Here is a 22,731-nt window from a genome sequence, read left to right as displayed (position 1 = left end):
TTACATAAATATACCATAGCAGCTCAAATCTCTCGTTTTATGGAAATAAAAAACATAGAATGAAGAAATAAAATCCCCTAAAATATGTCTTTACCCCACTAAAAAAGAACAGTCAATAAAATTGCTTTTCAATACCATAAATCCCTTGAATTATGAAACATCTTTTTCTATTCCTTCTAATTTTTACATCGACACTATGCCAAGCCAAAACCATTACCGATATGGCAGGACGAAAAGTTAGCATTCCGGAAACTATTGAACGCATATTGCCCTACGATGCAAAAACCTCCATCTTACTATTCCCAGTAGCTTCCGAAAAAATGATTGCTCGAGCCTTTCTTCCTGGCAGTAAACACCACCACTTCATAGCCGATGCATACAATCAACTTCCTCAGGTCGATCTTAAAAATATTGAATCTGTTTTAATTAGCAATCCGCAAATTATTATCGCAGGAGCCTATATTGGTTCAGATAGTTACGATAGATTTGAGAAAATGCAACACAGAACACACATTCCAATTCTGATCATCGACCTAAATATTAACAAATTAGATTCCAGCTACTTATTTTTAGGAAAACTATTGGACACAAAGGGAAAATGCAAGCAATGTTCCGCATTTCTTCAAAACACCTATCGCAACACCCAAACTCTTATAAAAGAAAATCCACTTTCAAATACAAGTGTTTACTATACCCTGGGCAATTCGGGCTTACTAACCGACCCATCGGGTTCGAAACACAGCGAAGTACTCGACTATTTACAACTTAACAATGCCGCCAAAGTTGCAATTCCAACGGGTGGACATGCCAATGTAAATCTGGAACAAGTTCTTGAGTGGAATCCTGATTATATATTTGCGGCTGGATTTAAAAACGACAACAATGCATTCGCACAAATTACAACGAGTAAAAATTGGGAAAGTATCTCGGCCGTAAAAAATGCACATGTTTATAAAGTACCAACTCAACCCTTTGGCTGGTTCGATCATCCACCATCAATAAACCGAATTCCAGCTATTATTTGGTTAAGTAATCTTTTCTATAAAATGCCTGCAAAAAAAGTTCAGGAACAAGTACAGCTCTTTTATCAACTATTTTATGGGTATGAACTTAGCGAAAACGAATACCTGTCACTAATTCAATAAAATGCACAAAAGATCCTATCTATCCATCTTCATCATCCTGAGTTTATTTAGCATGATTTTAAGCCTATCCTCCTTATTGATAGGGAGATATAGCATATCCATAAATGACTTATTCCTGTGTATTGAATCGTACTTTATACCCCAAAAAGAAATGACAACACCCATAAAAACAGTTTTAGTTGACATTCGACTGCCCCGAATTGCAGCGGCTTTTCTAGTGGGTGGTACTCTCTCCATTACCGGAGCTACCTATCAGGGTATGTTTCGAAATCCCATGGTATCTCCCTCCATTTTGGGCGTATCTGCTGGAGCTGGTTTTGGAGCTGTGTTGGCAATTCTTCTTTCTTTTAATGCTTTTATGCTGCAGCTTTCAGCTTTTGCATTTGGAGTGCTGGCCGTTATTGCTGTGTACGCAATTAGTATGAGTACGGGTAAAAAACACGAAAAATGCCTTACTCTTATTCTTTCGGGCATGATTGTAGCTACTGTATTTTCAGCACTCATCTCCATGCTAAAATATGTAGCCGATCCTGATGCCACCCTTCCATCCATCGTGTACTGGCTCATGGGAGGCTTATCGGATATCGAAATGCGCGACCTGCGCTTTATAGCGTTCACAGCCATTATTGGCTTGCTCCTTTTGAGCATATCTGGCTGGAAACTTGATATGCTCTCCTTTGGTGATGAAGAAGCAAAAACAATGGGAATCAATGTAGAGAAACTACGATTTTTCGTTATTAGTATTGCTACCCTAATGACAGCTGCGGCTGTTAGCATAAGTGGAATTGTAGGTTGGGTAGGATTAGTCATCCCTCATATTTCGCGAATGCTAGTCGGATCAAAAAATGCAGTACTTCTTCCAGCATCCTTTTTTATTGGAGGATCTTTCCTACTTATTGTCGATGATTTTAGTCGTGGTATTTCAAGTCTGGAAATTCCATTAGGGATAACAACTTCGCTCATAGGAGCACCTTTTTTTATTTTTATTTTAATGAAATCTTCAAAAAAAGACTGATATGATAAAACTTACTAATTTAAGTTGTGGATACGGAAGTAAAGTCATTCTCTCTGATATCAACCTATGCATTAAAGAAGGAGAATTAACCTGTATCTTAGGAAAAAATGGAACAGGAAAAACCACCTTTTTTAAAACCATATTAGGTCTTTTACCTGCCTTAAAAGGCGAAATATTGTACAATAAGCAAATCCACCAACAATATTCCACAAAAGATATCGCCAAACTAATCAGCTATGTACCACAAGCACACGGAACGCCTTTTCCTTTTTCGGTACTCGATGTGGTTTTAATGGGTCAGTATGTTCACACATCTGGATTTTTTGGCAAACCGCAAAAACAAAATATCGAAAGAGCAATGCACTGCATCCAATCCTTGGGAATCGAAAAATTGACGCGTAAAAACTTCTCGAAAATAAGTGGCGGTGAAAAACAAATGGTGCTTATTGCCCGTGCCATGGCTCAAAGTCCAAAATTTATAGCCATGGACGAGCCAACTGCCAATTTGGATATGGGCAATAGGAGCAAAGTAATGAAACTTGCTCACCTTTTGACCGAAAAAGGCTATGGTGTTCTAATGAATACTCACCTTCCAGATCAAGCTCTGCAATTTGCCAACAAAGTTATTATGCTAAAAAACGGAGGGGTTCGCAGAATGGGAAACCCAAAGCTTGTGCTCGAATCCAATAGCCTAAGTGACCTGTACAATACTCCCATTGAATTAGTAGAAGCGTTTACTTCGAATGGTGAGTCACGCAAACTATTAGTAACCCTTTAAAACAAACAGATGATAACTGGAACAGAAAATTTGGTAAGCAGACGTGAACTTCCTATAAAACAGCAGGCATGAGCAAATTAGTAATCAGAGGAACATTTATAATTGAAACCCAGGATGGCCTTCTTGTTCACCCAAAGGTAATTGAACTACTGCGCGAAATCGATAAAACTGGCTCATTAAATTCCGCCGTTACAAGCATAGCCATGTCCTATTCCTATGCCTGGAATATAATTCAAAAAACCAATTGCCAATTGAATACCCCCTTAGTAATTACAAGACGTGGTGGCAATGGTGGCGGAATAGCCAAACTAACCCCAGAAGGGAAAAAACTACTCAATTATTGCAACAAAGTAGAAAAAGACCTGATTAAATTTGTTGGGGTGCATTCTTTACAACTAAAGGCCTAAGCAAATATACTTCTTAACCAAGAATAGACTATAAAGTCTACTCAACAATTCTTACATGTGTGAAAATCGAATGTCTATTTTAAGAGAAATTAACCTCTCTCAAAGCATTTCTAGCTGCTCGATCAACCAGAGTAAAAAAAGAGTCCATTTTATTCTTATGAGATGATTTCTGATGACCTTTCACCTTTACAATCTGACAGTTCAATAAATCTGTTATTTTATAAAATTCCTGATAGAGTTCACAATTACTTATTAGTTTACCACTTTTGGAACGATAGTCATTTTTCTCCAAACAATCTCTCCTGCCTAATAAACCTACAATATTCTGAGAGTCGGTACAAACGATCACATGCTCCTTCCTCTTTTCGAATTTTACCAGCGCGTGCAATAAAATCTGCAATTCCAATTTAGTCGACGAAGTATTTTCGAATTTCTTCACTTGCACCAGATTTTTAGCTTCCTCAGCAGAAGTAGCATGATCTTCTATAAGGAGAAAAGCACCAAAACCCATCCCCGATTGAGGGTGTACACTTCCATCTGTAAACAAGTAAATTTTATCAGACATCTTCTCTTTTTATGTCTTTTGGATACTCAATTTCGGTGAGAAACAAAGCATGTCCTGGAACAGAAGTTCCTGCCTTAGAACGATTTTTGCACTCAATAACTTGTCGAAAAGCAGTCAAATCCATTTTTCCTCGTCCAACTTCCACCAAAGTACCCACTATGGCACGCACCATATTTCGCAAAAATCGATCGGCTTTAATGGTGAAAACCAATTCATCGGCATTCTCAGACCATTCTGCTTTTGCAATCTTGCAATTATTGGTTTTCACATCGGTGTGCAATTTGCTAAAACTGGTAAAATCAATGTAGTCAAATAAGATTTTAGCCGCCTCATTCATTTTAGCAATGTCCAAACTATGTTGAATTTTCCAGTGCGTTTCGCTTCGAAAAGGATTCTTCTCCTTAGTAATTCGATACTGATAGGTTCTGGAAATGGCATCGAAACGAGCATGCATATCATTATCCACTCTGAAAATTTCATGAATCGCAATGTCCTTAGACAAAAAACGATTCAATTTAAAACATAACTTTTCTCCATCAAAGCAAAAGCTTTCCTCCAACTCAAAATGCGCCATAAAATCGCTGGCATGCACTCCTGTATCGGTTCGTCCGCAACCAACTACATTAATTTTTTGGTTTAAAACAGTTGACAATGCCTTATTCAATTCTTCTTGAATACTATTGGCATTGGGTTGTATCTGCCAACCATGGTAGTTCGTTCCTTTGTAACTTAAATGGATAAAATATCGCTTCTTCAAATCCTAATCATTTTCAAATTCACGCCAAAAGTACGCATTTTTAGCAAGTCCGAAAATGAAAAAACTCTGTAAATAAAGAATTGCCAACATATCTCTTGTCTCTTTTTATTTCATACTTTTTACTTACAATCAGAAACTCCCAACAATCATTAACACTTTTTAACGACAATGCATTTTCAAACAAGCATCAAAAATTTATCTTTGTAGATGTTTCTGAAAAATCAGAACTTTTTTATGTAAATATTTCAAGTAATTAAATATATTTCTAATGATCCAAACAGTTGATATCAAAGAACTAAATGAACGTATCCAAAGAGAAAGTTCCTTTGTGGATATGATTTCTATGGAAATGAACAAAGTTATTGTTGGTCAAAAGCACCTTGTAGAAAGCTTATTGATTGGTTTACTTTCCAATGGGCACATATTATTAGAAGGAGTTCCCGGACTAGCTAAGACGCTTGCAATTAACACTCTGGCAACCACAATCGAAGCTGATTTTAGTCGTATTCAGTTTACACCCGATTTGTTACCTGCCGATTTGTTGGGTACGATGATTTACAGCCAGAAAAAAGAAGAATTTGTGGTGAAAAAAGGACCTATCTTCGCCAACTTTATTCTTGCAGATGAAATTAACCGTGCTCCTGCAAAAGTTCAGGCTGCCCTACTTGAAGCCATGCAGGAACGCCAAATTACCATTGGAGATAACACCTATAAATTGGAAGAACCATTCCTGGTAATGGCAACTCAAAATCCAATCGAACAAGAAGGAACTTATCCTTTGCCAGAAGCTCAGGTCGACCGTTTTATGCTTAAAGTAGTCATCAACTATCCTAAAAAAGAGGAAGAGCAAGTAATTATGCGTCAGAATCTTTTGAAAGCATTCCCAAAAGCAAGCCAAATCCTAAAACCAGAAGACATCAACAAAGCACGCGATGTGGTGAAAGATGTGTATATGGATGAAAAAATTGAAAAATATATTGTCGACATCATCTTTGCAACTCGTTTCCCTTCCGATTACGGTTTGGAGCAATTTAAAGACATGATTGCCTTTGGAGGTTCGCCTCGTGCAAGTATTTCTTTGGCTTCTGCAGCTAAAGCTTATGCCTTTATCAAACGAAGAGGATATGTTATTCCCGAAGATATTCGTGCCGTTTGTCACGATGTTTTGCGTCACCGAATCGGATTAACTTACGAAGCTGAAGCAAACAACATTACCAGCGAAAATATCATAAGTGAAATCTTGAATACCGTTGAAGTTCCTTAGTAATTATAAATTAGTAATTGTTAATTAATAATTATTCATTCGTAATTAAACTATGGATACAAACGAATTATTAAAACGGGTTAGGCAAATTGAGATCAAAACCAGAGGTCTTTCCCGAAATATTTTTGCCGGGGAGTATCATTCCGCCTTTAAAGGACGAGGAATGACTTTCAGTGAGGTTCGGGAATACCAATATGGCGATGACATCAGAAATATCGATTGGAATGTAACGGCTCGTTACAACCAACCTTACGTTAAACTTTTCGAAGAGGAACGTGAGTTAACCGTTATGCTGATGATTGATGTGAGTGGTTCCCGTGAATTCGGAACCATTTCGAAATTGAAGAAAAATCAGATTACCGAGATTGCTGCAGTATTGGCATTTTCAGCCATTCAAAACAACGATAAAATTGGGATGATCTTTTTTTCCGATACCATTGAAAAATTTATTCCTCCGAAAAAAGGAAAATCTCATATTCTGCGAATCATTCGTGAGTTAATCGATTTTAAACCAGAACATCGTAATACAGATATCTCTAGTGCACTCCGTTACCTCACTCAGGTGATTAAAAAACGTTGTACCACTTTTGTGATATCCGATTTTATTGATAATGATTTTGAGAATGCCTTAACCATTGCCAATAAAAAACATGATATTGTGGCTCTGAAAATTTACGACAAACGTGAAATGGAAATTCCGTCCATCGGTTTGATTAAAGTTAAAGATGCAGAATCGGGTGAGTACAGTTGGATCGATACTTCGAACAAAAAAGTACGAGAAAACTATGCCAAATGGTGGAGCAATAACGAGATACTGGTGACCGAAACCTTTAAAAAATCAGGTGTAGATGTTGCAAATATCAGCACCGACCAAGATTACGTAAGGTCTTTAATTGGCTTATTTAAACGAAGAGGACACTAAATACAAGAGGTAGAAAACTATGACAAATAAAATTGACATCCTCAACAGTAGAATCGCAAAAGCACTTTTCGCTTTTGTGATTCTATTGGGAACTACTTTATCCTCCTTCTCGACCTTTGCGCAGGAAGATGAAAAAGGGATTAAATACGGAGTACAACTTGATACCAACATGATTGCCATTGGCGATCAGATTAATCTTTTGCTAAGCGTTGAACAGCCCAAAGACCTGAGAATAGAATTTCCGGTTTTTTCAGATAGTATTGGTTCCACTGTTGAAATCATTAAACAATTTCCGCAGGATACAGTTCCCATGGAAAATGGAAAGCTTAAAGTGAATAAAAACTTTCTGATTACCTCTTTCGAGGATGGTGTTCACAAAATGAATCCTTTCGAATTTAAAATTCACAAGGATGATTTAATGAAAATCATTCGAACTGATACTCTTTTTTTAGGCGTTAAAACATTCGATATTGATACTACAAAAGCCAATTTCGACATTGTAATGCCAATCGAAACTCCCATTTCTTTTTCCGAAATTGCTCCCTGGTTATTCGGAGGTTTACTTGCAGTAGCAATAATTGTTCTAGTAATCATCTATTTGCGAAAACGGAAAAAAAACCAGCCATTGTTTGTAAAAGCAAAACCTGCCGAACCTGCTCACGTGATTGCTTTGCGCAAACTCGATGAAATAAAAAAGCAAAAGCTTTGGGAAACAGGAAAAGTGAAAGAGTTTCATTCCGAATTAACCGATACTATTCGATTCTATTTGGATGAACGTTTCCATCTGTCGACACAAGAATCAACAACCGACGAAATTTTAGAAGCCACTAAATCTGTTGATACAGATTCCGAATGGAAAGAAAATTTAAAGGAAATTCTAGAGCTTGCAGATTTAGCAAAATTCGCAAAATTAACTCCTCTTCAGGATGAAAACGAACGGAGTTTGAAATATGCCTACAAGATTATAGAAACAACAGTCGTAAATGTCTCGCCTCCTGAAGAAAAAGAGGAAACGACATCAAAAGAGACAATAAAGGAAGAAAAGTAAACTTTGAAAATACAAAGTATGAGTTCTATACAATTTGCAAATCCTGAATATTTCTACCTGCTTTTATTTTTACTGCCATTAATTGCATGGTACGTATTAAAAGATAAAAATGCACATGCAAGCATTCAGGTATCAACTTTAAAAGGCTTTCAAGCGAGTGCTAAAACCTACAAATACTACTTACGACATGCATTATTTGCCTTTCGTGTTTTAGCCATTGCATTTTTAATAATTGCACTTGCTCGTCCACAATCGAGTAACAACTGGGAAAATGTAACTACCGAAGGAATCGACATTGTAATGTCGCTGGATATTTCGAGTAGTATGCTTGCCCGTGACTTTGAACCCGATCGACTAGAAGCTGCAAAAGAGGTGGCCATCAATTTTATTACTGGTCGCGAGGACGATAAAATTGGCTTGGTAATTTTTAGCGGAGAAAGTTTCACGCAATGTCCGCTAACCACCGACCACGCCGTTTTAATCAATCTGTTTAAGGATATTGAGAGTGGTATGATTGAAGATGGTACAGCCATCGGCCTTGGACTAGCCAATGCGGTGAATCGATTAAAAGATAGCAAATCGAAATCGAAAGTAGCCATTCTTTTAACCGATGGAGTGAACAACCAGGGCGAAATTGCTCCGCTTACTGCAGCCGAACTAGCAAAAACCTTTGGCATTAGAGTGTACACAGTTGGAATTGGAAGTATGGGAACTGCTCCCTACCCTGTTCAAACAGCTTTTGGAATCAGCATGAGAAACATGCCGGTTAAAATTGATGAAGAGGTATTACAACAAATTGCAGATATGACCGGTGGACAATATTTTAGAGCTACCGATAACAATAAACTAAAAGCAATTTACGAAGAGATAGACAAATTAGAAAAAAGTAAAATTGAGGTCAAACAGTACAGTACAAAAAGCGAAGAGTATCTCATCTTTGCCTTACTAGCCTCTCTATTTTTACTACTTGAAATTGCTTTACGGAATTCCATTTTAAGAAACATTCCGTAATTGATATTAATTGAACGCAGAAAATCATTGAACAATGAATCAATTTCGTTTTGATCAACCCGATCTTCTATACTTATTTCTGATACTTCCAATTCTTGGAATTTTATATTGGATTAGCTATTCAAGAAAAAAGAAAGCTCTAGCCGAGTTTGGTGAGATGAACATCATCTCACAATTGATGCCTTACGCATCATTTACCCGACCCTTTTATAAATTTGGAATTCTTGTACTGGCCCTTAGCTTTATCATTATTGGTCTTGCCGGCCCTCAATTTGGATCCAAACTACAAACCATCAAAAGAAAAGGAGTAGAAATTGTAATAGCTTTGGATGTTTCCAATTCCATGATGGCTCAGGACATTCAGCCCAACCGCCTTGAACGAGCAAAACGAGCCATTTCAAAAATGGTTGACAAGTTGAACAATGACAAAATTGGTTTGATTGTATTTGCTGGAGAGGCTTACACTCAACTACCAATTACTACCGATTACTCATCGGCAAAGTTATTCCTTTCTTCCATAAGTACTGATATTGTTCCGATACAAGGGACTGCCATTGGTGCAGCCATTAATCTGGCCGCCAAAAGTTTCACTCCCGATAGCGAAGCCAGCAAAGCAATTATTGTAATTACTGATGGAGAGAACCACGAAGATGATGCCATTTCAGCAGCCCAATCGGCTTTAGAGCAAGGAATTATTGTTCACACCATTGCCATGGGATTGCCTGAAGGTGCGCCTATTCCTAAAAGTAGCGGCTCTAGCGATTTTAGAAGAGATGAAAACGGCAACATTGTAATTTCAAAATTAGACCAGCAAATGGTCGAACAAATTGCAACTGCTGGAGGAGGAAAACCTGTTATTGCAAACAATACAACAACTGGATTAAATGCTCTTTTTTCTGAAATTAATAAAATGAATAAAACCGAACTGGAACAAAAAGTATATGCAGCCTACGACGAAAAATTTCAATTATTTATCGCCATCGGTTTGCTCCTTCTTTTTCTTGAATTTTTAGTTTTAGAACGTAAAAATCGACATTTGAAGGACATCAATTTGTTTAAACCATCAAAATAGAACCGAATTCTGATTATTATGAACAAATATATACCATTATTCATAGCTTTACTGGGCCTTATTACTTATGACGCCACAGCACAAAAGGAAAGAAAATTTATCCGTAACGGAAATGATCTTTTTGAAGGAAATGAATACGAAAATTCTGAAGTGGAATATAGAAAAGCTTTGGATAAAAAAATCAACTCCTACGAAGCTGGCTTTAACTTGGGCGATGCCTTGTACAAGCAAAAAAAATACGACGAAGCCTTAAAGCAATATCAAGCATTAACAGTAAGCGAACAGGATCCTAAAAAGCTAGGCGATATTTATCACAACATCGGAAACACACTTCTGATGAATCGGAAAATTGATGAAAGTATAGAAGCCTATAAAGAATCTCTTCGTCATAATCCAAACTCGCAAGAAACCAAATACAATTTGGAGTATGCTCGCAGAATGAAGCAGAAACAAGAGGAAGAAAAAAAGAAACAGGATCAGAAACAGGATCAGAATAAAGATCAAAAAGATCAGAATAAAAAAGACCAAGACAAGAAGGATCAGAATAAACAAGATCAAGACAAGAAGGATCAGGATAAAAAAGATCAGGACAAGAAAGATCAAGAAAATCAGGAAAATAAACCTGGAGATCAAGACAAAAAGAAAGGAGATCCTGAAGAACAAGAAAGCAAAATTTCGCAACAGGATGCCAATCGCTTACTAGAAGCTCTTGAAAACGATGAAAAACAAGTTCAAGAAAAGGTTCAAAAAGCCAAAGCAGCAGCACAAAAAGCGAAAAAAACCAAAATCACAAAGGATTGGTAATTCAATCCTACTATTTGATTATTTCTATACGATTAATCAGTAAATTTGTGCGTTACGATAAACTAACAATTTATTCCCTTACGTAACAGATGAAAAAACAATATTAAACAGATGAAAAAAATACTTTTCTCTATACTTACAATCATTTTAATTTCCTCATCGGTATTTGCTGATGAAATTAAATTTACAGCCTCGGCTCCTAATGTGGTAGAAATAGGCGAACAATTTCGATTGACCTACTCTCTTAACAGCAAAGGTAAGAACATCGAAATCCCGTCGTTGGATGGTTTTAGAATTCTCATGGGACCTTCAACTTCCAGCAGCATGAGTACACAAATCATCAACGGAAAAGTAAGCTCGAACTCATCCTACTCATACACCTATGTACTTTTGGCCGAAAAAGAAGGAACTTTTAATGTGAAACCTGCCCGTATCGAGGTAGATGGTGATACGAAAACATCCAATTCGTTACAAATAGAAGTTGTTAAAGCAGATAATTCGAAAAAAAATAGCGGAACGAGTCAAACGCAAAATTCAACTTCTAGTGAAAAAATCACCGAAGACAACCTATTTGTTAAAGTAGATTTGGATCGAAAAAGCGTGTACATGGGAGAACATGTTGTGGCAACCATTAAAGTGTATACTCGACTTAATATTGCAGGATTTGGCGATTCAAAATTTCCTTCTTTCGATGGTTTCTTAAGTCAGGAAGTCCCTACTCCTGGACAAATTTCTTTACAAAGAGAAAATATAAATGGTACTATTTACAATACTGGAGTCATTCGAAAATTGATTTTATTTCCACAACACACGGGGAAAATAACCATCGATCCGTTTGAATTAGAAGTAATCATACGTCAACAGCAAGCCGCCAGAAGAAACGGCTTTTTTGATGATTTCTTTGATAATTATCAGGATATTAGAGTGCCTCGAAAAAGCAAAGCCATAAACATAAATGTAAAAGATTTCCCAAGAAACAAACCAGCCAGTTTTGATGGAGCTGTTGGTCATTTTCAACTCACAACAACTATTGATAAAGACTCGGTAAAAGCAAACGATGCTATTACCATGCGGGTAAAAATAGCTGGCAACGGGAACCTAAAACTGATAAATCCGTTGGAATTTAATTTCCCTGCTGATTTTGAAGTCTATGACCCCAAAACCCTGCAAGATCTTAAAAGTTCAGAAAGTGGAATGACTGGTTCAACAACATTTGAATACCTAATAATCCCTCGTCATGGTGGAGATTATGAGATTCCTCCTGTAGACTTCTCTTTTTTCGATCCCAAAGCAGGTATTTACAGAACACGCTCAACACCAAAATTTAACATTAAAGTAACCAAAGGGGAAGGCGATGCTGCAGGAACCATTATCAGTTCCTTTACCAAAGAACAAGTTAAATTTTTAGGAAAGGACATTCGCTTTATCAAAACCAATGACTTCACACCCCGCTTAAAAGGCGATGTATTCTTTGGAACAACTAATTTTTATTTGGCTTACCTACTTCCCTTGCTGGTTTTTATTTTTGCTTTCGTGTTCAACAGAAAACGAATTAAAGAAAATGCAGACACTGCAAAACTTAAGAACAAAAGAGCAAACAAGGTGGCTATGAGGAGATTAAAAGCAGCTGCAACCAGTTTAAAAGCAAAACAAAAAGAGCAATTTTACGATGAAATTCTAAAAGCTATTTGGGGCTACACCTCCGATAAATTAAATTTACCTTTGGAGAATCTCAACAAAGAAAACATTAGTGAAATTTTACTAGGCAAAGGGGTTGAACCCGATCTTAAAGATGAATTTTTAAGCATTTTGGATTCTTGTGAATTTGCAAGATATTCCCCATCTGCTGGATCATCAGAAATGGATGAATTGTATCAGAAAAGCATGGATACAATCACTAAACTAGAGAAAAACATCAAATAAATTGCTTGTATACTATTGAATTAAATATGAAAAAGACATTGTATTTTATACTCGCCATGTTTCTAAGTACTCAGATTTGGGCACAAACAAATCCTATTTCTGAGGCCAATGAAATGTATAAAAAAGGAGAATACGAGAAAGCTATTCAAGCTTATACCTTTGTCCTGGATACCCATATCGAAGCTCCGGAAATTTATTTTAATCTGGCGAATGCCTACTATAAAACCGGACAAATATCGCCGGCTATCCTTAATTATGAACGAGCTTTGCTCCTCTCTCCTGATGATAAGGACATCCAATACAATTTAGATTTGGCTCGTAAACACGTTTTGGATAAATTCGAAGTGTTGCCTGAACTTTTTATTAAGCGATGGTTTTCTGGCATTCGAAACAGCTTTTCAGCCGAATGGTGGTCTTACCTATCCATTCTGTTTTTCTTAGCAACACTTATTTTAGCGAGTTTTTACTTGTATAGCAATAAAAGTAGGATAAAAAAAACGGGTTTCTTTTTGGCTCTAATTGCCTTTTCATTCTCCTTGCTCAGCTACTCATTTGCCTCTAAAAAAACCGATGAAATTAGCATTCGGCAACACGCCATTATTATGAGTCCGAGTGTCACCATAAAAGGTTCCCCTGATAAAAGTGGTACCGATTTATTTCTACTTCACGAGGGAACCAAAGTAAAGGTGATTGGGGAACTTCAGGATTGGAGAAACATTCTTTTAAGCGATGGAAACGAAGGTTGGCTTAAGAAAGAAGACATTGAAATGATCTAAAATACTTCTAAAAAGGATTTCAATATTGGAATCCTTTTTTTGAATCTATGAAAAAGCTAAAAGATATGAAATACAGCATACAGAATCAATTTCTAAGCATTAAGGTGCTCGAAAAAGGCGCTGAATTGTGCAGCATCAAATCCATTGCCAGCAATCAGGAATTTATGTGGCAAGCCGATCCTGAAATTTGGGGAAGCCACGCTCCTAATCTATTCCCTGTTATTGGCAGCCTAAAAAAAGATGGTTTTGTTCACAATGGCAAAGAATATCCAATGAGCAAACATGGTTTTATCCGTAACAACAAAAACGTTCAGCTGCACTCTAAAACCAAAACATCTCTCTGTTTTGTCCTAAAATCAGATGAGCAAACTCGTAGCATGTACCCTTTCGAATTTGAATTCTACATTCATTACCTTCTCGAAGGAAACCAGCTACAAGTAAAATACGATGTGATAAATAAAGATTCGGATCCTATGCTTTTTTGTTTGGGTGGGCATCCTGCTTTTGCTTGTCCTTTGTACAAAAACGAAAAATATTCCGATTATTATCTGGAATTTGAACAAAAAGAAAATGCACACACCTGGAACATTGTTGAGGGTGGCTTAATTGGAGAAGAAGGAAAACTAATTTTAAACGATACCAATAAAATCAATCTATGTTCCGATCTTTTTTCCAATGATGCATTGATTTTCAAGCATCTAAAGTCTTCTTCGGTTCAACTAAAAAACAAAAATGGGTCATTTTCATTAAAAATGAAATTTACTGATTTCCCTTATCTAGGAATTTGGGCCAAACCAAATGCACCCTACGTTTGCATCGAACCCTGGATTGGCATTGCCGATAGCGAAAACTCAAACCGAGAATTCTCACAGAAAGAAATCATTCAATCGCTCGATCCCAACAAAACATTTACAGCAAGCTACTCCATTGCAATTACAGAATAAAAGAAGAGGCTGTCCCTAACAAGACAGCCTCATTTGTTGCTAAATCAAAGCCGGATAATCAGTATAACCAATTTCGCTTCCCCCATAAAAAGTATCTTTATTTGCCTGATTTAGTTCCGCATCTTGTTCAAAACGTTTGTCTAAGTCAGGATTCGCTAGATAAGGAACTCCATAAGATATCAACTCTGCTTTTCCCGAGTCGATTGCAGCTTCGCCACTTTCTTTAGTATAGCCGCCATTCACCATTCGAACTCCTTTGTATTGTTTCCCATAATAATTTCCTACATCTTGAATCAATTGCGGAAATTCATCCAATGGAACCAAAGACTCAATCAAATGCAAATAAGCTAAATGGTAAGCATTCAATTTCTCAATCACATAATTAAAAATCGCCGTAGGGTTAGAATCCCCCATATCGTTAAACAAACCACTTGGCGAAAGACGAACACCAATGCATGAAGCATCCCAAACCTGAAGTGTAGCCTCTAGAACCTCAAATAAAAATCGAGCACGATTCTCAACCGATCCTCCATATTTGTCGCTACGATGATTGGTTTTATCTTCTAAAAACTGGTCAATTAAGTAACCATTGGCAGCATGAATCTCGATACCATCAAAACCAGCCGCCTTCGCATTTTCGGCCGCCTTTTTATAATCTGCCACTATAGAATCAATTTCGGCAGTTTCTAAAGCTCGTGGTCTAACAAAATCTTTGAAGCCATCGTTTGTAAAAGCTTGCCCTACAGGTATAATTGCCGAAGAAGATACAGGTAACTCTCCCGCCTGAAGATCGGGATGAGAAATTCGGCCAACATGCCAAAGCTGTATAAATATTTTTCCTCCTTTAGAATGAACCGCTTGAGTAACCCGCTTCCATCCATCCACCTGTTCCTTAGAATAAATTCCTGGTGTGGCCGGATAACCTTTCCCCTGAGGGGAAATTTGACTTGCCTCTGAAATAAGTAAACCTGCTCCAGATCTTTGTTCATAATACTTTGCCATTAAATCTGTTGGAACATCTCCCTCGCCTGCTCGATTTCGAGTCATGGGGGCCATTACCATTCTATTTTTTAATTCCATTTTCCCCAGTTTGAAGGGACTTAATAATCTATTTTTATTCATCTTCTTTTTTTGTTATTTTTATTTAGTCAAGATATGAATTAGATTTTAAATAGTGAACTAATAATTTTTAGAATTTGCCATAAATTAATTTACAACAGGTATTACCAACTAATTAAGAAAACAAAAGCCACGAATTTCCAATGATTTGGACATTGCTTTGTATCTTCGCAGAAAATTTGAAACACATGAAAAAAATTGAACTTTTAGCTCCGGCCAAAAATCTGGAAACAGGAATGGCCGCCATCAATTATGGAGCTGATGCTATTTATATAGGAGCACCTAAATTTGGTGCCCGCTCGGCTGCAGGAAACACCCTTGAAGATATTGCCAAATTAATTCAATATGCTCATCAGTATTGGGCTAAAGTGTTCATCACCATGAATACTATTCTCTACAATCATGAATTAAAAGAGGCCGAAGAACTCATTCATCAACTTTACAAGCTTGGCGCTGATGCTCTGATTGTACAGGATATGGCCATTCTGGAAATGAATCTTCCTCCCATAGAACTTCATGCCAGCACCCAAACTCACAATTACGATTTAGATCGGATCAAGTTTTTGGAACAAGCTGGTTTCTCAAGAATCATTCTTGCCCGTGAGCTTTCACTGGATCAGATTAAGGAAATCAGAAAAAACACTTCTATTGAACTAGAATATTTCATTCATGGCGCCTTGTGCGTTTCATTAAGCGGACAATGTTATTTTTCTCATGCCTTGGGCGGACGTTCAGCTAATCGAGGAGAGTGCAGTCAGGCCTGCCGAATGAAATACGATTTGGTTGACGAAGACGGAAAGGTGCTCGCAAAAGACAAACACTTGCTCTCCTTAAAAGACTTAAATTTATCTGGGCATTTGAAAGAGATAGTCGAAAGTGGCATTTGTTCCCTAAAAATTGAAGGTCGATTAAAAGACAGTTCCTACTTGAAAAATGTCACTTCACATTACCGACAAGAACTCGATGGGATTTTCGAAAAAAAGCAAGAATATAAAAAAGCATCATCTGGACAGGTAAAACCCAATTTTACACCTGATCCTGATAGAACATTTAATCGTGGTTTTACTTCCTACTTTTTTACCGGCCGAATCCCTGAAATAGCCAATTTCCATACTCCCAAATCCATGGGAAAAGAGATTGGAAAAATTGTATCCATTCGAAAAGATCATTTCATTATCGATACCAAATTTGAAATTCACAACGGAGATGGTCTGTGCTTTTTTAATCGTAACAAACTCTTAAAAGGAATTCAGGTAAATGGTGTAAAAGGAAAACAAATTTTCCCGAATGAAATGAACATGCTTGTTGAAGGTGCTATTTTGTATCGAAACAACGATCACGAATTCGCCAAAACATTAAAAAAAGATCATTCCATCCGAAGAATTTCTGTTGATTTAAATCTTGAATTCAAAGAAAATGTACTTAGCCTTGTTGCTACCGATGAAGATGGAGTTCTCGCTTCGGCTCAATTGCAACAAGATTTTGAATTGGCACGCAATACCGACATGGCCATAGCCAATCTTAAAAAACAGTTGTCAAAATCCGGCGATTCCATCTACAGCATAAATTCAATTGAATGTATGTTTAGTGAAGCCCCATTTGTTCAGGCAAAAATCCTAAATGAATTACGTAGAAGAGTACTTGATACCTTAAGCGAAAATAGGCTTGCAGCCTTTCAACCTCGCAAAAGAAAGTCTTTGGTCTCACATCCTAAATACAAGAGTAAAAAGCTTAACTACATGGGAAACGTAGTGAATTGCAAAGCCGAAGAGTTTTACCAAAAATGTGGCGTAGAGGAAATAGAAAAAGGCTTCGAACTTCAATCTGATTATTCAGGAAAAACCATCATGACTACAAGACATTGTTTGCGTTATGAGTTCGGTTTATGCAATAAAGAGCTAAACACCAATAATAAAAACAACAAACCCTTGTACTTGGTAGACAACAAAAATCGCTACAAGCTTGAGTTTAAGTGCCAGCGATGCGAAATGAAGATTATATTCGAATAAGCTCAAAACAAAGCCTATTTAGTAAATTTAACTATGGTTCACCCGATAGAAAAAATGATTCGAGAGGGAGAGCATCAGCAGCAGGATTTTAAATTTTGCATTACTGATTCCCGAAAAATTGCAAAATCACTATCCGCTTTTGCCAATACCGATGGAGGAAAATTATTAATCGGAGTAAAAGATAATGGGAAAATAGCAGGAACTAAAGTGGAAGAAGAATTCCATATGATTGAAGCTGCTGCAGAATTGTATTGCCGCCCCAAAATCTCCTTTGAAAGTAAAGTATGGCAAATAAAAGGGAAAAGTGTTCTGGAAATCACAGTTTCCCCCTCAAATGAAATGCCTCACTATGCCGAAAATGAAAAAGGCAAATGGTTGGCATACTTGCGCAAGGATGATGAAAACATTCTTGCCAACAAGGTACTCCTGGAAGTTTGGAAACGTAAATCGAAACCAATAGGCAGCTTTTTAAAATATACCGCAACAGAAACCATATTAATGGATTATTTGAATGATAAACATGAAATTAGTTTGAGTCAATTTTGCAAACACGCCAAAATTAGCCGTTATAAGGCAGAACGAATATTTGTAAAATTAATTTGCTGGAATGTGCTTGATATTGATTTTTCGGATGGAGGAAGTAAGTATCGGCTTAAAAGGAAGTAAAGTAATACATAAAACTTACGAATATCAGTCTTACTGCAATGTATCAACTCCTATAATCCTTCACAAAAAGGCATAAAAAAACCGCACTAACTAATGGGATTTTAAACTCCTAAATGACAGGATTTGAGTGCCAGCATGGTCAAGTATCCCCTGTGTCGAAACAACCCGAAGGTTGGGGCCCGCTTTTGCAAGCTTGTAGCTTTCTCGGTATCTTATAAATGTTGAGTTTAACAATCGATAATTAATGCGGTATGCGATTATCTTATTTCCAAAGAACGTTTACTTTATATGTGCAAGCTAAGGAAGAATCTCTTTATTTGCAAGGCCTGAAGCACATTTCTTATTCTAAATAAAGAAAAGTAACAATTCCCTTTTCACAAAACACATCCTGTTAATTCGTTACCAAAAGTTATTTTATTCTTAAAATGATAATTTGTGCCAATCATCAATATTTGTATTTTTGCGCCATAAAAAAACAGTAGCTATGCTTCCCTATATCGACATACATACTCATAACTTGAGCGATAAGCCCTCAAGCTATTCCGTTCTATCGCAAAATCCAGAGGACGAAATAGCGAATTATCAGCATGTATTTTATTCTGCAGGAATTCATCCATGGAGAATTTCTTGCACAGATATAGCTTCTTCTTTGCAAAAATTAGAACTGCTAGCCGCAAATTCGAGACTCATTGCCATTGGTGAAATAGGTCTCGATAAAATAATAGATACACCTCTTTCTATTCAAAAAGACCTATTTGAGCAACAGCTGCAACTTGCCGAGAAGTATCACATTCCAGCAATTATTCATTGTGTGAAAAGTTTTTCTGAACTGATTCAGATTCGTAAAAAAAGCACATATAAACTGCCCTGGATTATACATGGTTTCGTGAAAAACCAACAAATAGCCAAAGATCTAATCGAACTGGGATGTTACATTTCATTTGGAAAAACTTTACTGAAAAATTACAACTCCTTTTTCAGTCCTTACCTTCCAATAATCTATTCTTGGAAACCGATGATAGTGATCTTAAAATTGAAGAATTATATGAGAAAGCGGCCTATTTAAAAGGCCTAAAAATTGAAGATGTCAAGGAAATTTTATTTTTAAATTTTAAGACTTGTTTTAAGAAATGATGAGTACAGAATGGTTGAGCAGAACAGAACTGCTTCTTGGGAATGAAAAATTGGATAAACTAAAGAATGCACACATTTTAGTTATCGGACTAGGTGGCGTTGGAGCTTATGCGGCAGAACAGATATGCCGTGCAGGAGTTGGAGAAATGACCATTGTAGATGGAGATCATATTGAATTGACCAACATCAATCGACAACTTCCTGCTAGTATCAGCAATTTGGGAAAAGACAAAACGGTGGTAATGGGACAGCGACTATTGGATATTAATCCAAATCTAAAGCTCAATCTTATTAACGAATACCTTTCCGATGAACGTATCGTTGAAATATTAAAAGAAAAGAACTACGACTATATAGTAGATGCAATCGACACCTTAGCTCCAAAAATCATTCTCATCTATCACAGTCTTAAATTAAATTTGAAAATAGTAAGTGCCATGGGTGCAGGAGGTAAAATGGATCCTTCAAAAATACAAATTTGTGATATCTCGAAATCATACAATTGTAAATTGGCAAGAATGCTTCGCAAAAAACTACATCAGTTAGGCGTTTACGAAGGAGTTAAAGTAGTATTCTCTCCCGAAGATGTATCAAAACAAGCTGTTGTGCTTACCGAAAGTCGAAATAAAAGATCCAATGTTGGAACTATCTCCTATATGCCTCCTTTATTTGGCTGTTTTTGTTCATCTATTGTAATTAACGAATTGCTAGCGAACTAATCATTTATTGTAGACCTCATTCTCAAATCGGAACTGCTCTTCTTTTATAAAATATGAGTACCTTGTTAAAACTTTATTAGCTATTTTTTAACAAACTGTAAATATGATTTACTATGATATTATTTCCTCCCCAATTGGCAAATTGTTAATTGTAGCCAATAATAGTGGATTGAAACAAATTGTATTCGAAGATGTAAATCTGTCCGATAATATTAAAAGCCATTGGTGTAAAGCTCCCGACAAATTAGAATCAGTTACAAATCAATTAGATGCATATTTTAGGAAAGAGCTTAAAAGTTTTGATGTACAGCTAGCTCTGGAAGGAACAGCATTTCAAAAACAAATTTGGAATCAGCTTTTAAAAATTCCTTATGGCAATACCTGTTCTTACTTAGATATCGCCAAGGCTATTAACAAACCCAAAGCCTGCCGCGCAATCGGCATGGCTAATTCTAAAAACCCTATTCCAATTATTATCCCCTGCCATCGTGTAATTGGTAAAAATGGAAAACTCACCGGCTATGCCGGAGGCCTTACTACGAAATCTAAATTATTAGAAATTGAAAAACCTGAACTTAAATCTTCAAACAAACAATTTCAACTATTTTAAACAGTTTTGATACCTTTTATCCTCACTATTCAAGTTTTGATTGCTATTCCTTAATAAGAAACACAAATATAGAAGATATCTTTGATTTCAATCACGAATAGACTAAATTGCGTTTTCAATTTAATAGCTGAAATCCTTTTACTTAGCTAGTAAACATGCCAAAAATCAATAAAAACAAAAAATAAGTACATGCGTAAAATTTTAGGACATAGTTTCCATATTCCAGTTATGGGAACTGGATTTACAGTGGATACTCCTGCAAAAGTGGCTCATTTAGGTATCTCATCGGTTATTTCTATAGTTGATGATTTACTACTAGAGAAAATGCGAGAGCTATATTGTAAAAAGCTCAGCTTACCCTTTTCTCCAATCACAGAGAAGACGAAAGATTTTCGTGCAGAAAGAATTACTTCTTACCTTAATTTGATGGATAAGGTTGTAAAAAAGAAATTTGACAATCTTAAAACATCCATTCAGGAAACAAAAGAAGATTTTGAAGAATACCTTGATTTACTTCCTGACTTTTCCGAAGTAAAGAAAGAGTTTAAAGCAAAGTTTGAAGGAAGATCCTACCTTAAAGAGGCGAAAGAATGGTTAGTCAATAATCTTCCATTGGGTGCTATTGATGTTAACATCATGACTAAGCTAGACAAAGATAATTATTACCAAGGCGAAAAATTGCCTGTTGAATATAACGATGCACATGCAGCTCTTCGTGGATTTGCGATGAGTAACCTGAGGAGCTCCATGGTTTTATCAGCAGGAATGAATCCCAGACTTTATAGTTATCTAGAACAATTTGATGATTTTTATCCAGATAAAAATGGCTACATCCATAAAAAGATTGTTCTTAAAGTAAGCGATTACCGTTCGGCTCTTATACAAGGTAAATTTTTAGCAAAAAAGGGAATTTGGGTATCAGAATTCAGAGTAGAATCTGGTCTTAATTGTGGTGGTCATGCCTTTGCAACCGAAGGATATTTGATGGGACCCATTCTTGAAGAATTCAAAGAAAACAGAGAGGAATTACGATCTACTTTGTTTGAAATTCTGCAAGCTGCTCTTGAAGCCAAAGGAAAAATTTGTCCAAAAACAGAATTAGAAATTAAACTCACCGCTCAAGGTGGTGTTGGTACAGCTGAAGAACAAGAATTTTTGATGGATCATTACGATCTCGATTCAATTGGATGGGGATCTCCATTTCTTTTGGTTCCCGAAACCTGTGATGTTGATAAGGAAACACTTCAACTACTCGAAGAAGCAAAGGAAAAAGACTTAACACTTAGTCATGCTTCCCCATTAGGAGTGCGCTTTAACAACCTTCTAGGAAATTCAAGAGACCGAGATGTTCTTGAACGATTTGCCAATAACAAATCTGGAAGTGCATGTACAAAAAAATATATGCTTTCGAACACTGAATTTACAGAAAAGCCAATATGCACTGCCTCCATTCAGTATCACAAATTAAAACTTGCTGATCTGAAAAGCAAAAACCTTCCACAAAAGGAATACGATAAGGAAGTTAGTTTACTTCTTGAAAAAACCTGTTTGTGTAAAGGATTGTCAGCTGCTTCCTTTCTTGTTAATGGCATTGATACTGGTGCTGATGGCGATGGAGTTTCTATTTGTCCAGGTCCCAACTTGGCCTATTTCTCAAGAACAGCAAAATTGAAAGAAATGATTGATCACATTTACAATCGCACCAATCTGATTCAACGAAAAGACAGGCCTAATCTGTTCATAAAAGAAATGACTTTGTATATCGATTACTTAAAAGAACAAATCGACGAACTTCAAAATCCAGCAGCAAAACAGATTAAATCTTTGCAAAAATTTAAGACCAACCTTTTAAATGGCGTCGAATATTATAAAAATTTATCTGAGAATTTAAATGTAAAATTTAAAAACATGCAGGATCAGGTAACAAACAATCTTGACAAATTAGAAATAGAAATAGAAAGATTACTAATCCCTTCTTTAAAATAAAAAAACAAAAGCCAATCGAAAAAGATTGGCTTTTGCTTTTATTACCCTATCCGATAG

The 22,731-nt window shown here is 36.4% G+C and carries 22 protein-coding genes; 19 read left to right on the top strand and 3 right to left on the bottom strand.

What is annotated here, in order from left to right:
• Positions 1-152: 152 nt before the first annotated feature.
• From ABYT26_RS07435 to ABYT26_RS07420, 4 genes are all read left to right on the top strand, one after another.
• Positions 153-1,145, top strand: coding sequence for an ABC transporter substrate-binding protein (locus tag ABYT26_RS07435; protein WP_372752441.1), 993 nt, complete (start codon positions 153-155; stop codon positions 1,143-1,145).
• A gap of 1 nt (position 1,146) precedes the next feature.
• The gene (locus ABYT26_RS07430; RefSeq protein WP_372752439.1) at positions 1,147-2,160 is read left to right on the top strand and encodes a FecCD family ABC transporter permease; all 1,014 of its coding nucleotides are present in this window, start codon (positions 1,147-1,149) and stop codon (positions 2,158-2,160) included.
• Position 2,161: 1 nt separating this feature from the next.
• Positions 2,162-2,938 carry an ABC transporter ATP-binding protein gene (locus tag ABYT26_RS07425; RefSeq protein WP_372752437.1) on the top strand — a complete coding sequence of 259 codons (777 nt, stop codon included), beginning with the start codon at positions 2,162-2,164 and terminating at the stop codon, positions 2,936-2,938.
• A 68-nt stretch (positions 2,939-3,006) separates the two neighbouring features.
• Entirely contained in the window at positions 3,007-3,345 is a 339-nt protein-coding gene (locus ABYT26_RS07420) for a winged helix-turn-helix domain-containing protein (RefSeq protein WP_372752435.1), read from the top strand.
• A gap of 79 nt (positions 3,346-3,424) precedes the next feature.
• Here the strand turns inward: ABYT26_RS07420 and ABYT26_RS07415 are convergent, their stop codons facing one another.
• Positions 3,425-3,910 (bottom strand): ribonuclease HI, encoded by a 486-nt coding sequence (locus tag ABYT26_RS07415; RefSeq protein WP_372752433.1) that lies wholly within the window; start codon positions 3,908-3,910, stop codon positions 3,425-3,427.
• Positions 3,903-4,667, bottom strand: coding sequence for a tRNA pseudouridine(38-40) synthase TruA (truA, locus tag ABYT26_RS07410; protein ID WP_372752431.1), 765 nt, complete (start codon positions 4,665-4,667; stop codon positions 3,903-3,905). Before truA ends, ABYT26_RS07415 begins: the two co-directional genes overlap by 8 nt.
• 334 nt (positions 4,668-5,001) lie before the next feature.
• Here truA and ABYT26_RS07405 point away from each other — a divergent pair, with 334 nt between their 5' ends.
• The 9 genes from ABYT26_RS07405 to ABYT26_RS07365 all read left to right on the top strand — a co-directional run bounded on the left by ABYT26_RS07405 (position 5,002) and on the right by ABYT26_RS07365 (position 14,431).
• Positions 5,002-5,931: an AAA family ATPase gene (locus tag ABYT26_RS07405; RefSeq protein ID WP_372752479.1), complete on the top strand. Its 930-nt coding sequence runs from the start codon at positions 5,002-5,004 to the stop codon at positions 5,929-5,931.
• A gap of 52 nt (positions 5,932-5,983) precedes the next feature.
• On the top strand, positions 5,984-6,853 hold the full coding sequence (locus ABYT26_RS07400) for a DUF58 domain-containing protein (RefSeq protein ID WP_372752429.1): 870 nt from the start codon (positions 5,984-5,986) through the stop codon (positions 6,851-6,853).
• Between the two features lie 19 nt (positions 6,854-6,872).
• On the top strand, positions 6,873-7,901 hold the full coding sequence (locus ABYT26_RS07395; RefSeq protein WP_372752427.1) for a hypothetical protein: 1,029 nt from the start codon (positions 6,873-6,875) through the stop codon (positions 7,899-7,901).
• 18 nt (positions 7,902-7,919) lie between these two features.
• The gene (locus ABYT26_RS07390; RefSeq protein WP_372752425.1) at positions 7,920-8,912 is read left to right on the top strand and encodes a VWA domain-containing protein; all 993 of its coding nucleotides are present in this window, start codon (positions 7,920-7,922) and stop codon (positions 8,910-8,912) included.
• Between the two features lie 34 nt (positions 8,913-8,946).
• Complete coding sequence (locus ABYT26_RS07385) at positions 8,947-9,984, top strand: VWA domain-containing protein (RefSeq protein ID WP_372752423.1); 1,038 nt, start codon at positions 8,947-8,949, stop codon at positions 9,982-9,984.
• An 18-nt stretch (positions 9,985-10,002) separates the two neighbouring features.
• Positions 10,003-10,788: a tetratricopeptide repeat protein gene (locus ABYT26_RS07380; RefSeq protein WP_372752421.1), complete on the top strand. Its 786-nt coding sequence runs from the start codon at positions 10,003-10,005 to the stop codon at positions 10,786-10,788.
• 111 nt (positions 10,789-10,899) lie between these two features.
• Entirely contained in the window at positions 10,900-12,711 is a 1,812-nt protein-coding gene (locus ABYT26_RS07375) for a BatD family protein (RefSeq protein ID WP_372752419.1), read from the top strand.
• Positions 12,712-12,737: 26 nt separating this feature from the next.
• Positions 12,738-13,487: a tetratricopeptide repeat protein gene (locus ABYT26_RS07370; protein ID WP_372752417.1), complete on the top strand. Its 750-nt coding sequence runs from the start codon at positions 12,738-12,740 to the stop codon at positions 13,485-13,487.
• Positions 13,488-13,534: 47 nt separating this feature from the next.
• Positions 13,535-14,431, top strand: coding sequence for an aldose 1-epimerase family protein (locus ABYT26_RS07365; protein WP_372752415.1), 897 nt, complete (start codon positions 13,535-13,537; stop codon positions 14,429-14,431).
• Positions 14,432-14,470: 39 nt separating this feature from the next.
• Here the strand turns inward: ABYT26_RS07365 and ABYT26_RS07360 are convergent, their stop codons facing one another.
• Positions 14,471-15,553, bottom strand: a complete 1,083-nt coding sequence (locus tag ABYT26_RS07360) for an alkene reductase (RefSeq protein WP_372752413.1) — start codon at positions 15,551-15,553, stop codon at positions 14,471-14,473.
• A 185-nt stretch (positions 15,554-15,738) separates the two neighbouring features.
• On the opposite strand from ABYT26_RS07360, the gene ABYT26_RS07355 reads away from it, so the two are divergent.
• From ABYT26_RS07355 to ABYT26_RS07330, 6 genes are all read left to right on the top strand, one after another.
• On the top strand, positions 15,739-17,559 hold the full coding sequence (locus ABYT26_RS07355; RefSeq protein ID WP_372752411.1) for a U32 family peptidase: 1,821 nt from the start codon (positions 15,739-15,741) through the stop codon (positions 17,557-17,559).
• A 33-nt stretch (positions 17,560-17,592) separates the two neighbouring features.
• Positions 17,593-18,225, top strand: coding sequence for a helix-turn-helix domain-containing protein (locus tag ABYT26_RS07350; protein WP_372752409.1), 633 nt, complete (start codon positions 17,593-17,595; stop codon positions 18,223-18,225).
• Positions 18,226-18,709: 484 nt separating this feature from the next.
• Positions 18,710-19,291: a TatD family hydrolase gene (locus ABYT26_RS07345; RefSeq protein ID WP_372752407.1), complete on the top strand. Its 582-nt coding sequence runs from the start codon at positions 18,710-18,712 to the stop codon at positions 19,289-19,291.
• A 64-nt stretch (positions 19,292-19,355) separates the two neighbouring features.
• Complete coding sequence (locus tag ABYT26_RS07340) at positions 19,356-20,078, top strand: ThiF family adenylyltransferase (protein WP_372752405.1); 723 nt, start codon at positions 19,356-19,358, stop codon at positions 20,076-20,078.
• A 103-nt stretch (positions 20,079-20,181) separates the two neighbouring features.
• A complete protein-coding gene (locus ABYT26_RS07335; protein ID WP_372752403.1) occupies positions 20,182-20,688 on the top strand; it encodes a methylated-DNA--[protein]-cysteine S-methyltransferase in 507 nt (168 codons plus the stop codon).
• Positions 20,689-20,877: 189 nt separating this feature from the next.
• Positions 20,878-22,674 carry a hypothetical protein gene (locus ABYT26_RS07330; protein ID WP_372752401.1) on the top strand — a complete coding sequence of 599 codons (1,797 nt, stop codon included), beginning with the start codon at positions 20,878-20,880 and terminating at the stop codon, positions 22,672-22,674.
• Positions 22,675-22,731 lie beyond the last annotated feature (57 nt).

Origin of the sequence: Labilibaculum sp. (assembly GCF_041595635.1) — a bacterium.
In the GTDB taxonomy this organism is placed as follows: Bacteria; Bacteroidota; Bacteroidia; order Bacteroidales; family Marinifilaceae; genus Labilibaculum.
The sequence above is the reverse complement of the archived record's forward strand: the minus strand, read 5'-3'. Positions and strand labels throughout refer to the sequence as shown.

Bases quoted from the DNA above. Each gene is read 5' to 3' on its own strand.
- ABYT26_RS07430 (WP_372752439.1), top strand. From the start codon at position 1,147: ATGCACAAAAGATCCTATCTATCCATCTTCATCATCCTGAGTTTATTT.
- ABYT26_RS07360 (WP_372752413.1), bottom strand. From the start codon at position 15,553: ATGAATAAAAATAGATTATTAAGTCCCTTCAAACTGGGGAAAATGGAA.
- ABYT26_RS07400 (WP_372752429.1), top strand. From the start codon at position 5,984: ATGGATACAAACGAATTATTAAAACGGGTTAGGCAAATTGAGATCAAA.
- ABYT26_RS07425 (WP_372752437.1), top strand. From the start codon at position 2,162: ATGATAAAACTTACTAATTTAAGTTGTGGATACGGAAGTAAAGTCATT.
- ABYT26_RS07370 (WP_372752417.1), top strand. From the start codon at position 12,738: ATGAAAAAGACATTGTATTTTATACTCGCCATGTTTCTAAGTACTCAG.
- ABYT26_RS07335 (WP_372752403.1), top strand. From the start codon at position 20,182: ATGATTTACTATGATATTATTTCCTCCCCAATTGGCAAATTGTTAATT.
- ABYT26_RS07355 (WP_372752411.1), top strand. From the start codon at position 15,739: ATGAAAAAAATTGAACTTTTAGCTCCGGCCAAAAATCTGGAAACAGGA.
- ABYT26_RS07415 (WP_372752433.1), bottom strand. From the start codon at position 3,910: ATGTCTGATAAAATTTACTTGTTTACAGATGGAAGTGTACACCCTCAA.
- ABYT26_RS07420 (WP_372752435.1), top strand. From the start codon at position 3,007: ATGAGCAAATTAGTAATCAGAGGAACATTTATAATTGAAACCCAGGAT.
- ABYT26_RS07365 (WP_372752415.1), top strand. From the start codon at position 13,535: ATGAAAAAGCTAAAAGATATGAAATACAGCATACAGAATCAATTTCTA.
- ABYT26_RS07435 (WP_372752441.1), top strand. From the start codon at position 153: ATGAAACATCTTTTTCTATTCCTTCTAATTTTTACATCGACACTATGC.
- ABYT26_RS07340 (WP_372752405.1), top strand. From the start codon at position 19,356: ATGATGAGTACAGAATGGTTGAGCAGAACAGAACTGCTTCTTGGGAAT.
- ABYT26_RS07375 (WP_372752419.1), top strand. From the start codon at position 10,900: ATGAAAAAAATACTTTTCTCTATACTTACAATCATTTTAATTTCCTCA.
- ABYT26_RS07330 (WP_372752401.1), top strand. From the start codon at position 20,878: ATGCGTAAAATTTTAGGACATAGTTTCCATATTCCAGTTATGGGAACT.
- ABYT26_RS07385 (WP_372752423.1), top strand. From the start codon at position 8,947: ATGAATCAATTTCGTTTTGATCAACCCGATCTTCTATACTTATTTCTG.
- ABYT26_RS07390 (WP_372752425.1), top strand. From the start codon at position 7,920: ATGAGTTCTATACAATTTGCAAATCCTGAATATTTCTACCTGCTTTTA.
- ABYT26_RS07345 (WP_372752407.1), top strand. From the start codon at position 18,710: ATGCTTCCCTATATCGACATACATACTCATAACTTGAGCGATAAGCCC.
- ABYT26_RS07395 (WP_372752427.1), top strand. From the start codon at position 6,873: ATGACAAATAAAATTGACATCCTCAACAGTAGAATCGCAAAAGCACTT.
- ABYT26_RS07350 (WP_372752409.1), top strand. From the start codon at position 17,593: ATGGTTCACCCGATAGAAAAAATGATTCGAGAGGGAGAGCATCAGCAG.
- ABYT26_RS07405 (WP_372752479.1), top strand. From the start codon at position 5,002: ATGATTTCTATGGAAATGAACAAAGTTATTGTTGGTCAAAAGCACCTT.
- ABYT26_RS07380 (WP_372752421.1), top strand. From the start codon at position 10,003: ATGAACAAATATATACCATTATTCATAGCTTTACTGGGCCTTATTACT.